Here is a 12647-nt window from a genome sequence, read left to right as displayed (position 1 = left end):
GGCAGGGAAGACCAGGGAGGCGAGGACATTAGACGCACGTAAACGTCATGTCATGTCAAACGCTGGCAAGCCGCCTCGATGACGGCGCACTCAACGACGCGGACTGGCGAAAATGGAATTTCTTGAGCTTGCAGAACGCGGCTTCCACGTCGCGGGGATCGACCAACCCCTGCGACATCTTGTACATGGCGTGCTCCATCGCGGACTTGCCGGTCATGTTCGCGCTGGTGAGGTCACCGTCGTGGCATGCACGCCAGTGCCGCTCGGCTTCCCAGAAGTGCCCTTCGCGCAACAGATCGAGCAGCGCGTCGGACAATTCGCAGACTTCGGCAACCACCGTCTGCCCGCGCGTGCCGCGCCCGTTGCAGCGCTCACAACCCGGCCCTTCGACGCAGACCTTCGAGGTATCGATGCCGAGTGCGCCGATCACCGACAGCGTGGCGTCGTCGAGCGCCTGCGACGCAGGCCGCTTGCAGTGGCCGCACAACACGGGAATCAGCTTCTGATAAACGATGGCCGTCAGGAAGTTCGGTGAGGTGACGGCGGCGAGCGGCATGCCGATCTCGTCGCTAACGAGACGTGTGACGATCCCGAACGCACTCGATGCGTGCACCGTCGACAACACCTGGTGGCCCGTCTCCGTCATCGACTTGGCGAACGACCCGGTCTCCACGTCGCGGATCTCGCCGGGCATGAGTTTGTCGGGGTCGCCCCGCAACAGGACTTTGGCAGCGGCGCCAAACGGAGAATCGCCGGGACTGTCCTCCGCGCGACGCTGAATCGGAATCTGCGTCATATGCGGCTGAATGTACTCGACCGGGTCCTCGATGGAGAAGAATTTCTTGCCGGAGTCGCGCTCGTAAGTCATCAGCGTGCGCAACGTCGTGGACTTTCCCGACCCGGTCTCGCCGGCAATGATCGTGAGCCCGGGGCTGCGATGCACGGCATCTTCCAGAATTTCGACCTGATCGTCGGAATAGCCCAGTTGCGACAACGTGAGCACGTCGCCATCGGTTGCTTCGTTGACCAGCAGGCGCAACACCACGTCCACGCCGCGATTCTCCTTCACGCTCTGGAACCGCAACTGATACTTGCGCTGGCGGATCGTCAGCGGAATCGAACAGCTTTGGTGCTGCGCTTCGTCGAAGTGATTGTGGCTGCGGCTGCTCGGATCGGCGCGCGAGTTGTAAGCCGCGGACACCGCGTCGAGCATGGCATGATAGTCGCGCGCCAGGCGGTCGCTCTCGGCGGCGGTGCGCAACTTGCCGTGAATCCGCATGCGCACGTTCACTTGCCGTCCTTCGCGAAATTCGAAATGGATGTCCGACGCACCGGCGTCGACCGCGCGCTCGATGATCAGATCGAAATTGCGATACGCGCCCGTTCGCTGCTCGCCGGTCTGGCCGCCGTCGTCGCCCGGCTGTTGCAACCGCGATTGCATCAGCAGAATCTCTTCGGTGGTGCCGACGTAAATGCCTTCGAGATCGAGGCGATGCTTTGCCCGCACGGCGCGGTCGAAGCGCTCGAGCAAGTCCGACCCCTGCGTGCGCACGAAAGTGGTGTGTTCGAGCAGCATGAGATACAGACGCGGCTTCATCGCCACGAGTACCAGCGAGCCGTGCTCCGCGCCTGGGAGCGTGATGCCCAGGTCCTGACGCCAGCCAAGCGTCTGAATGTCGGACTCGCGCAGATCGGTGATGGGGTGAACGACGGCGCGCGTTCTGGCACGCTGCCCGAAACGCGCCAACGCAGCGCGAATCCGCTCAGAAATCGTCGCCACGTGAGTGCTCCGGGTCACGGTGACTCGTTTGCACAGTCGACGACGACGCCTGCCCGAAAGCATTGGGTAACAGCAGGCGCTTCTGGCGTGCGCCGTGGCGCATGTCGACGTAATCGTCGCCGATGTTCACCACCTGCCACTCGCCGACCTTGTCGCCCTTGACGACGTTGCGGCCAAAGCGCCCGTCTACGCGTAGGTAGGCCACCACGGCGTTCTCCACGCCGTAGATGAAGAGCAACTCCGGGGACGCTTCGGAACGCGCCGATGTGGCAGAGGCAGGCGTCTTCGCCTCGCCCGCCCCCGCCGCACTCGCTGCTCTGGCTTGCGCCTCGCGGGCGTCCTGCGCTTCCTGAGACGCCCGGAGATGAGCACGGGCGAAGGCGTCTATCGTCTCCTCGGCACGCGCGCTCGCGGGCAACATCACCGAAAGCGTGAGCACGGCACCGCCGAAAAACTTAATGGACATAGTAGGTTCCTTGTGCGGAGAAGACAGGTTTGCCATCGTCGATCACGATCTTCAGTTCGCCGAGCGACATGTTGCCCGCGCGCATCATCAATCCCGCCACCGAATCGAAGAACGCCAGATGTCCGGCCATCTTCCATTGCCCTTTGGAGATCGGTGGCGGCACGTCGTGACGTGCAGCGACGCCGGGTGGGACGGGCACCAGCGGTACCGGCATCGTCAGTGCAATGTCCATGCCGTAGTCGCCGAGCGCTTGTAAGCGCGCGCCGGCAGTCCGAAGGAACTGGTTGCGTGGTATCGGGGTAACGCGTGCCTCGCCGTCGTCTTCAGCGAGGTCTTCCTCGGCCTGTGTCTTCGCATCCGTGTCGACCTTCGCCGCGCCGGTTGGCGTTGGCGTTGGCGTTGGCGTTGGCGTTGGCGTTGGCGTTGGCGTTCGCGTTGGCGTTGATGTGGCTCGCTCGGCAGGCAACGCAACGATCTCTTTCGCGTGATCGAGATCGACGATCTGCGCATTCGGCCGATGCGAGAGCAGCAAATCGAATGTCCCGCCCTCCTTGCGACGCCACTCGATGGCGCATTCCCGCCCCTTGCAGTCGATGGTCGCAGGTCGCCATCCGCCAGCGCTCGCCGGCAAGCGTTGAATCGCGTGCTGCAAATGTCGTGCATATGACGCCCCGGTCGAGAATGGTTCGACCGCCAGCGCACGACCAAGCGCGGCCTTGTACGCGTCGATCGGATCGACACGATTGGCCGCGGCGAGCTTTTCTCGCTGCATCGTCTCGTACCATGTCCAGCCCCAGTATGCTGCCCCACCGATGACAACGAACGCCGCCACCAACACGGCAGCGATTGCAATCTGCCGGGCGGGCAAGGCCTTGCGCACGAGTTTGAGCCGGGCTTGCGCCGGACCGTCGTGAAGCGCTGTGGCGGCAATGTCGTCGAGCGTGAGCACGACGTCTGCCTGCGGCAGGTCCACGTGCGTGACGCCAGCCACCTTCACCGGACCTTCGACTTCAGCGGACCACTGCGCCAGACGTTGCTTGACTTCCGAGGCAGGAATCTCCAGATCGAGCTCGGGACGCCGGTCGCGCAGTGTCACGAAGACAATCTTGGTGGCATCGTCCGGAGCGGGGTGGAGGAAGGCGACGTTCGGCCCGTCGACCAGCGTGCCGAGCACGGCGGCCAGCGCGTAAGCGTGCACGGCAGCATCGGCTTGCGGGCCGTCCGCCATCGACACCAGGCCGACGGTGCGCGTGCCGGCCCCGTCGTCGGCCACGGCGAAGTGGGAGGCGTCGCGACTGCGCGCGAGGCTGCGAATCTCGGTCATCTCCTTTTCGAGACCGATCAGCGTTTCCCACTGCGCGCCGACGACGAGCCGATTGGACAATGCGCGCGCCATCTCACACGCCCTCGGTCAATTCCGGCGAGATCAGAATCACGACCTCGTTGACCCGTTGGCGCGCTTCTTTCGTGCCGCCCTCGTAGTGATAGATGCCGTCGCGGTCCGTGGTGTCGTCCTTGCGACGGAATCCGCTGAGCACCAGCGTGTCGCCCGACTTGAGCGAGGCACGCTGCATCGTCTGCACCGAGGCCGTGAGCGGAAGCTGCATGAACGTGCCGACGCCCAGTCCGTCGTCGCCTCGGCCACGGCCATCGCGTCCACCGCCTTTACCATCATCCCCCAGCGTTACGCTCGTGCCGGCCCCGCTCTCGCCGAAGTTCGCCTTGATCTGCGCGCCACCGGTGTCGCTGCCGCTGTCGGATTCCTTGCCGGTGCGCAGATTGATCTTCTCCAGCTTCTTCAGGTCGGACATGTCGATCTGCACCTGCAACATCACACTGCGGTTGTCCATGAGCGTAGGCAGCAGGTTCATGACGAACCCCGTCGTGAGCACCGACTGCTCGGCGGTCACCACCGCCTGTCCGCCATAGCTGCCCGGCGACATCTTGGTTTGTGCCACGAACCCCTGATTCTGGGTGACGGCCACCGGCGCAGGCTGATTGTTCAGCGTGACGACCGTCGTATCGATCACCGTACTCACGCGCCCCTGTTGACTGAGCGCGCGCAGGAACGCGGTGGAACCCGCCAGCCGCCCATTCGGAATTTTGCTGACGTTCAAGCCGCCCTGGCGCGCCATGAGCATGCCGCTCGCGGCCGGACCGCCGAGAGACGCCACGAGACCGCTCGCCGACTGATAGACGAGTGACCAGTCGATACCGGCCGCCGAGTTCTCATCGAGGCTCACGGAGTACACCTGGACCCGTAGCTTGACCTGACGGCCCAGCACCGCGTTTTCGGCGTCGACGTATTGCGCCACCCGCGAGATCACGTCCGCCGTATCGGTCACGACCAGCGAACTGGTGACGACGGACGGCGTTACGCGGCCGCCGGGCGACAGCATGTCGCTGACGGTCTTCACGAGGTCCGTCCAATAGTCGAGTTCCGACTCGACGGTGACGTTGGCGTCCGCATTGAAGCTCAGATCGACACCGCCCGTCGAAGCGCCACCGGCGCCACCGCCGCCCGAGGCGCCGCGGTCCGCCTTCATCTTCGACGCCTTGCCGACCGAGGCCGTGTACGACGAACTGCCCGGCATCATCTTGATCTGGAACGTGCGCGTGACATATCGCGCGAATTGCACCACGCCGTCGCGATAGGTCCAGTGGGTCCCCGAGCGATGGGCAATGGTGTCGAGAAGGCCCGAGAGCGAGCCGCGATATTGCAGCGGCACGGCGGGTTCGCCGCTCTCGGTGCAGTTGATCTGGAAGCGCTTCAGGGCACTGCCGCTCTGCCCGCGCATGCCACTCCCCGCGCCCCCGGCATTCGCCTCGCAGGCGACATCGGAGGCGACGCGGATCGTCAGCCCGTTGCCGCGCGCGACCTGCGCAAGCAACACGGAGATGGGTAGCGCAGTCCCCGTGGCGAAACGCACGTCGCGCTTGAAGAAGTCCGGCAGCGCGACGGTGGCGTTGACGGCAACGGACTTTCGGGAAAGCCACGCGCCATCCACGCGTTCGATGGCGCTGATCGGGGGCGCCGTGTGTGTGTCGAGCGCCGCGCGCGCGTCGTTGCGCGAGCGGGTAATGTTCTCGTCGGTTTGCGACAGCATGCCCGGCGTGCCGCACGCTGTCAGTAACGTGATGGCGCACAACACGCCGAGTCGCATTCTCATGGATTACCGCTTCCGAGGTAGTTCGCCGTGCGCACGGCACGGCGCGAATTATTGTGTGGCGTGCACGACACGCAGCACGCGATTGGCCTCGTAGACCTTCACGCGTATCGGCGCATCGGTGTTCTGGAGCGAGCGCACGATCTGCTCGACGACGCCAAGAAAATCGCCACGAAACGTGGCCGGATATTCAATGGGGAAATCGCGGTCGATCTCCCACGCCAGTTGCCAGCCGTGGCGCTCAGCGTAACGCCGCACCGCCTGCGAGACGCGGCCGTCCGACGGCTGCATGGCCAGCTCGAACCCGGCTTGCGGCGCAAGCGCCGGCGTGGCCTCGGCAAGCGCAGGAGCAGGAGCAGGAGCTGCCACGGACGACACGCGCCGCGGCGCGTCGTCCAGCACTTGCCGAGGCAGTCCGCCGACCGGTTCCGCGTCGGGCACGGGCCCCGCGCTGGCGATGCTGCCGACGGACTGCATCAGAGGCTTGTGGCTCGCGAACATCCACGTGACGTCGGGTTGGGGCGATGCGTCGAACGCGGGCGCCGTACCCGGCGCGCCGCCGAACATCAAAGCGATCAACGCAACACGCATGCCTGAATAAGTCATGTCTTGTCCGCCTTCAAGTCAGATCCCCGTGAACGCCTCTCATCCGGCGATGGTGAATTCGATTTCGGACTGCGTGACGTTGTCCTTGCCGTTGGACTTGCAGTAATCGTTGATCTTGTTGAGCTCGATCTTCGTTCCCGACTTCACTTCCTGCTTGTTGATCGTGAGCGTGGAGAAAAGACCGTTCATCTTGCTGGCGAACTCTTCGCACTGCGCACTCGGGTAACCCACCGACGTGACGGAAACGCCGCTGGACGGATACCCCGTGCCGGGCACCGGCGTGATCGTGATCGCGCCGCCGAAACGATTCAGAATCTGCGTGCCGCCTTCCGGTCGGTTGAACGGCTCGGCGATCGCCATGTTGCGAATGACGTCGGGCGCTGTCGCCGGCGTCAGCGTGCCGGAAGCCACGGCGTTCTGCACGGCCAGCGCCGACATCTGCCAGTCCTTCATTTCCTGCGACAGCTTCACGCTGTTCATCAGGCGGGGTACCCCGACCATGGCCCCCGCCATGATCAACCCCATTACCGCGACGGCGACCGAGAGTTCGACCAGCGTCACCCCCCGCTGCCGACGCTTGTTCAGGGGTTGCGTCGATGGGGCTTTCAATTGCGCGATTGCGCTCGCGTCTGTGCGTACGTTCATCTTTGAGTCCAGTTTTTTTGAAGGAGTAGAAAGAAATGACGTCACGATCCGAGAGACGTATTCGTGACGACAGGGGCGATTTATGCCCGAATGTGCGTCGCCGCGTTGTCGCGGGCAGCACGCGTCTTTCGCAAATTGACATTTGGCGCAAGCAAGAAATCGCCCATTGGTGTGTCGTTTCCGATACCTCGGGACACGCGTCGACAATCGCGAAATCAATCGCGAAATGCGAGGAAAAACAAGACGGAGGCGGGAGACCGGCCGACAGGACGTCGGCCGTTACATCAATGTGAAAATAGGAATGCGACTAAACGCAAAACGAGGGCCTTCAACGGCGTGCGCGAAGCACAGGAATCAGCCAATTCACAAGCCATGTGGCGTGGGCTTTCGACGTTTTGCACGGCACGCGCGATGGCCTCAGGTCGTGCAGAGGCGATGCGAAGGCGCGCAGCATGCATGAACGCATGCCGCGCGCCGACGTGGATGGCGTCGCCGACGCCAGGTTCACCGACGCCGCCGATGCCCGTCCTGCTTAATGCGCGTGCCCGGCCGTGAAGCCGTCCACGGCGTTGGCGCGCTGTGTGCCTTGAGCATCGTGAGCGCTGTGAGCGTCATCGGCGCTGCGGCCGCCATCGTTCGCTGCCTTGTCGCCGGGCAACACCAGCGGGCCGTTACCGGCGAAGCGATCGAGATAGAGATAGATGACCGGCGTGATGTAGAGCGTAATCACCTGCGAGAACAGCAGACCGCCCACCACGGCCAGACCGAGCGGCTGGCGCAACTCCGCCCCGGCCCCGAGGCCGAGTGCGATCGGCAACGCCCCCATGAGCGCCGCGAGCGTGGTCATCATGATCGGCCGGAAGCGCAACGCACACGCCTGACGAATGGCCTGTGTCGGTGTCATGCCCCCGTTTCGCTGCGCGTCGAGTGCGAAGTCGATCATCATGATGGCGTTCTTCTTCACGATACCGATCAGCATCAGAATGCCGATCACCGCGATGAGCGACAGATCCATCCCGAACAGGCGCAACGTGATCAGCGCGCCAACGGCGGCCGACGGCAGTCCCGCCAGAATCGTGATCGGGTGAATGTAGCTCTCGTACAGCACGCCCAGCAGCACGTAGATCACCAGCAAGGCGCCCACGAGCAGCACGACCTGACTCGACTGCGACTTCTGGAACGCCGCGGCATCGCCGCCCCAACTCGTGATGATGCTAGGCGGGAAGCCGAGCTGTTGCTGGAAGCCGACGATCTTCTGCGAGGCGTCGCCCAGCGCCGCGCCCGGTGCGAGGTTGAACGACAGCGTCACGGCCTGCAACTGGCCCTGATGGTTCACCGACACCGGCCCCATCTTGCGCTCGACGGTCGCAACGGCCGAGAGCGGCACCAGCGCACCGCCCTTGCCCCGCACATAGATCTTGTCGAATGCGCCTTCGTCGCGACGGTCGTTGTCGTCCGCCTGCAGAATCACCTGATAGCTGTCGCTCGGCGTATAGATCGTGGAGACCTGACGCTCGCCGAACGCGCTGTACAGCGCACTACGAATATCGCCGATGGCCACACCCAGCGTGTTGGCCTTGTCCCGGTCGATGGTGAGCTGCGCTTGCAGGCCCTTCATCTGCGCGTCGGTCGTCACGTCGCGAAAGATCGGATCGGCGCGCATCAGGTTCATCAGCCGGTCTGACCACAACTGCATTTCCCCCGGCTTCACACTCTGCATCACGTACTGGTAGCGACTCTTGCTCTGCTTGCCGCCCAGTTGCAGGTTCTGCACCGGATTGAAGTAGACGTTCAGCCCGGGCACCTGTTTCACGTCGCGCCGCAGCGCTTCGAGCACCTCGCTCATGTGCGCACGTTCGCCATGAGGCTTGAGGTTGATGAACATGCGCCCCTGATTGCTGTCGTTGGCCGACACGATGACCGTCTCTACCGCAGGATTGGCGCGAATGATGTCGCCCGCCTGACGCAGCAGCGCCGACATGGCCGCGAACGAAATGTCCTGCGCGCCCTCGGCCGTCACCTGTACCTGGCCGATGTCTTCGCTGGGGAAAAAGCCCTTCGGAATGGTGGCGAAGAGCACTCCGGTCGCGATGAACGTGGCGCCCGCCGCGCCCATCACCCATTTTCGATGGGCGAGACACCAGTCGACGCTGCGCACATAGCCGTTCTGCACCCACACGAAGCCGTCCTCGAACCACTGCGTTGCCCGCAGCCCCAGTCCTTCGTCCTGCTCGTGCTTGAGATAGCGGCTGCACAGCATCGGAATGAGCGTGAGCGACACGGCCGCCGACACGAGAATCGCCAGCGACACCACCACGGCGAACTCGTGGAACATCAGCCCGATCACCCCCGGCATGAAGAAGATGGGGATGAACACCGCCACCAGCGAAATGGAAATCGAGAGAATCGTGAAGCCCATCTCGCGCGAGCCGACGAGGGCTGCACGCAGCGGGGGCACACCGTTTTCGATGTGGCGCACGATGTTTTCCAGCATCACGATGGCATCGTCCACGACCAGACCGACCGCGAGCGTAATGCCCAGCAGCGAAATGTTGTCGATGGAGTAGCCCATGCCCTTCATCAGTGCGACCGTGCCGATGAGCGACACCGGCAGCGACATCACGGGAATGAGCGTGGCGGCCAGCCGGCGCAGGAACAGGAAGATCACCAGTGTGACGAGAATCACCGTGAGCGCGAGCGTGAACTGCACGTCGTCGATCGATTCGCGGATCGAGACCGACCGGTCGTTGAGCAGCTTGACCTGAATCGACTGCGGCATTTGTTCGGCCAGACGCGGCAGCGCCGCCTTGACCTGATCGACCGTTGCCACCGTGTTGGCGTTGGGCTGGCGTAACACCGCGAGCACGATCGAGCGCTCGCCGTTGACCCAGCTCCCCGTCTTCACGGATTCCACGCTGTCCTGCACGTCGGCCACGTCGCGCAGATACACCGGGTTGCCGTTCACGCTGGCGATGATGAGATTCGCGAACTGTTCGGCCTTCGTCATCTGCCGGTTGGCTTCGATGGTCAGCGTCTGACGGCTGCCGTCGAGCGTACCCACGGGGCTGTTGGCGTTGGCCGAGGCCAGCGCGCGCGCCACATCGTCGAGCGTGAGCTTGCGCGCGGCCAGCGCGTCGGGGCGTGCCTTGACCCGCACCGCAAACCGCTTTTGTCCGAAGATGAGCACCTGCGCCACACCGGGCAGCGTGGAGAGCGTGGGAGAGACGAGGTTCTCCGCGTAGTCGTCGAGCTCGGCCAGCGACATCGACGGCGAGTTCATTGCGAGGAACAGAATCGGCGCGTCGGCCGGATTGACCTTGCGGTACGACGGCGGCGTCGTCATCTCCACCGGCAGCTTGCGCTGCGCTCGGAAAAGCGCCGCCTGCACGTCGACAGCCGCCGCGTCGATATCGCGGTCGCTGTCGAATTCGATGATGATCGAGGTGGTGCCCTGCGTGTTGGTCGAACTGATGACCGCGACGCCCGCAATCGTCGAGAACTGCTTTTCCATCGGCGCAGCCACCGACGCTGCCATCGTCTCTGGACTGGCGCCGGGCAGCGTGGCGGTGACCTGAATGACCGGCGAGTTGTAGCTGGGCAGCGCGGAAATCGGGATCTGGCCGTACGCGATCAGCCCGGCCACGACGGCCGCCACGCACAGCAGGATCGTCATGACCGGCCGGCGGATGCAGAGTTCCGAGAGGTTCATGGCGCTTTCCCTGCCCCTGTCGCGCCACCCTCACGCGACGCGACGACCGTCACCTTGTTGCCCGGGCGCAAGTTTTCCGCGCCCTCCTGCACGACCTTCGTGCCACCGGGCACGCCGTCGACCACCGCGAGCTTCGCTTCCACATAGCCGACCTTCACCGCTTTGGCGCTCACCTTGCCGTCCTCGCCGATCACATAGACGAACTTGCCATCCGGACCGGTTTGCACCGCCTGCGGCGGCACCACGCTCGCCTGCCTGAGCACGCGGCCAATCACGGCGACGTTCAGATACATGCCGGGCCACAGCTTCGCGTCGCGATTGTCGTAGGCGGCCTTCAGACGGATCGTGCCCGTTTGCGAATCCACGGCGTTATCGATGAAGCTGAGCTGACCGGTGGCCGTCACTCCCGTGGTGCCGAGCGTGGCCGTCACCGACACGGGACCGCCTGCGCGCGCGGCCTGAAGTTCGGCCAGCGCGCCTTCAGGCAGCGTGAAACTGATGTCGATCGGGTCGAGCTGGGTGATGCTCACGAGCGCCGCCCCGCCCGGCGTCACGAGACTGCCCGGGTGCACGTTGATCGCGCCGGTGCGTCCGTCGATACCCGCGCGGATCTGGTTGTAATCGACCGCCACCTGACTGGCGGCAATCGCGGCGCGGTCGGCCGCCACCTGCGCGGTGAGACTGTCCACGCTGCTTTGCGCCGTATCGAGCGCGCTTTGCGAGACGAAATGCTCCGCGATCAGTTGCCGCGTCCGGGCGAGCGAGCGACGCGCGTTGGCGAGATCGGCCTCGTCCTTGGCGAGTTGTGCCTGCACCTTCTTGAGGTTCGCCTCGTCCATGCGGGCATCGAGCGAGAACAGCAACTGTCCCGCTTTGACGAAGTCGCCTTCCTTGATGTGCACCTGGCGGATCGTGCTGGAGATTTGCGGACGAACGTCGATCGTCTGCCGCGCCGTGACCGTGCCGTTAGCGACGAGCCGCACCGGCACATCGCGCACCTCGACCGTCGCGACCGTCACCGAAGGCGCAACGGCCGCCTTGACCGGCTTCTCCGCGCCGCGCGAGCGCAGCCAGAGCGCCCCACCCGCCACCAGTACCACAGCGAGCAGGCCGACGCCCCAGCGGCGCGCCCCGCGCTTGCCTGGCTTATCCGGTTGACTCGGCTTACCCGTCCCCGCCTGCCCTCGGGCAGCCGCCTCCCCCGGCAACGGCCGGCGGGCGTTCTCGTCACTCATCTTCTTCCCCGTTTCCCCATGCGACGCCAATTTGCCGGTCAGGCCCCCGCCTGCCTCGGTTGCGTCTGTTTCTACTGACAAAACCATCGTGAACGCCTACCGCCATCCACGTCACTGCGCTGCTTTATTTTCTGTCTTGCGACAGCCTGTGCTGCGCTGCGTCATTCCACCTTCATGCCCGTCAGTTCGGGCCGGGCCGGCGGATAGGTCAACTTCAGCTCGCTCAATACGTGCACAAGCAACTCTGCCACCATCAGATTACGGTGACGTTTCGAGTCGGAAGGCACGATATACCACGGCGCATGTTCCGTCGACGTTGCCGACAACGCGGCTTCGTAGGCCTTTGTGTATTGCGGCCAGAAGCTGCGTTCCTTGAGGTCGCCCAGCTCGAATTTCCAATGCTTGTTCGGATCGTCGATGCGCTCCTGCAAGCGCTTGCGCTGCTCTTCGGACGAAATATGCAGGAAGCACTTGATGATGTGCGTGTTGTTGTCGATGAGCAGTTGTTCGAAGTTGTTGATGTGCGTGTAGCGACGCTTGCACTCGTCGGCATCGATCCAGTCGTGCACGCGCGTGATGAGCACGTCTTCGTAATGACTGCGATTGAAAATCGTCAGCTCGCCAGCGGCGGGGACCACGGCGTGAACGCGCCACAGAAAGTCACGCGCCAGTTCGATCGGCGTGGGCGACTTGAAGTTGGCGACGCGAATGCCCAGCGGATCGACGTTCTGGAATACCGCGCGAATGGTCCCGTCCTTACCGCTGGTGTCCATGCCCTGAAGGACGAGCAGGACCCGATGCCTGCTGTTGGCGTGCAGAATCGTCTGCAACTCGTCGAGCTTGAGCGCCAACTCGGCCATGCGCACCTTGTCGTCGTCCTTGTTCGCGCTGGAAAAGGGTTTGTCGGCCGGGTCGAAGGCGGACAGGTCCAGCTTCTTGCCGAGCGGTACGCGGTATTTCTCGAACATCGCCAACTCCTCCCGTTTCAGTTAGCTGGGAGTATGGCGCAATTTGCGGGGGGCCCAAAAAAGTCCCGGCA

9 protein-coding genes are annotated in these 12647 nt (G+C 64.0%); all 9 read right to left on the bottom strand.

The window, feature by feature from the left end; translation table 11 throughout:
- Window positions 1-55 precede the first annotated feature (55 nt).
- The 9 genes from PCA31118_RS06810 to PCA31118_RS06770 all read right to left on the bottom strand — a co-directional run bounded on the left by PCA31118_RS06810 (window position 56) and on the right by PCA31118_RS06770 (window position 12576).
- Complete coding sequence (locus PCA31118_RS06810; RefSeq protein WP_174990370.1) at window positions 56-1780, bottom strand: GspE/PulE family protein; 1725 nt, start codon at window positions 1778-1780, stop codon at window positions 56-58.
- Window positions 1764-2246 (bottom strand): hypothetical protein, encoded by a 483-nt coding sequence (locus tag PCA31118_RS06805; RefSeq protein WP_150624264.1) that lies wholly within the window; start codon window positions 2244-2246, stop codon window positions 1764-1766. The genes PCA31118_RS06810 and PCA31118_RS06805 overlap by 17 nt, the downstream gene beginning before the upstream one ends.
- Window positions 2236-3642 (bottom strand): type 4b pilus protein PilO2, encoded by a 1407-nt coding sequence (gene pilO2 / locus PCA31118_RS06800; RefSeq protein WP_150624262.1) that lies wholly within the window; start codon window positions 3640-3642, stop codon window positions 2236-2238. Before pilO2 ends, PCA31118_RS06805 begins: the two co-directional genes overlap by 11 nt.
- 1 nt (window position 3643) lies before the next feature.
- Window positions 3644-5416, bottom strand: coding sequence for a secretin N-terminal domain-containing protein (locus tag PCA31118_RS06795; protein WP_150624260.1), 1773 nt, complete (start codon window positions 5414-5416; stop codon window positions 3644-3646).
- 48 nt (window positions 5417-5464) lie between these two features.
- Window positions 5465-6019 carry a toxin co-regulated pilus biosynthesis Q family protein gene (locus PCA31118_RS06790; protein WP_150624258.1) on the bottom strand — a complete coding sequence of 185 codons (555 nt, stop codon included), beginning with the start codon at window positions 6017-6019 and terminating at the stop codon, window positions 5465-5467.
- Window positions 6020-6058: 39 nt separating this feature from the next.
- A complete protein-coding gene (locus PCA31118_RS06785; RefSeq protein WP_150624256.1) occupies window positions 6059-6664 on the bottom strand; it encodes a pilus assembly FimT family protein in 606 nt (201 codons plus the stop codon).
- A 532-nt stretch (window positions 6665-7196) separates the two neighbouring features.
- Complete coding sequence (locus PCA31118_RS06780) at window positions 7197-10373, bottom strand: efflux RND transporter permease subunit (RefSeq protein WP_150624254.1); 3177 nt, start codon at window positions 10371-10373, stop codon at window positions 7197-7199.
- A complete protein-coding gene (locus PCA31118_RS06775; protein WP_174990369.1) occupies window positions 10370-11608 on the bottom strand; it encodes an efflux RND transporter periplasmic adaptor subunit in 1239 nt (412 codons plus the stop codon). Before PCA31118_RS06775 ends, PCA31118_RS06780 begins: the two co-directional genes overlap by 4 nt.
- 161 nt (window positions 11609-11769) lie before the next feature.
- Complete coding sequence (locus PCA31118_RS06770; RefSeq protein WP_044453328.1) at window positions 11770-12576, bottom strand: polyphosphate kinase 2 family protein; 807 nt, start codon at window positions 12574-12576, stop codon at window positions 11770-11772.
- Window positions 12577-12647 lie beyond the last annotated feature (71 nt).

Origin of the sequence: Pandoraea captiosa, from assembly GCF_902459775.1 — a bacterium.
Taxonomy (GTDB): domain Bacteria; phylum Pseudomonadota; class Gammaproteobacteria; order Burkholderiales; family Burkholderiaceae; genus Pandoraea; species Pandoraea captiosa.
This window is presented reverse-complemented; position numbering and strand designations above follow the sequence as displayed.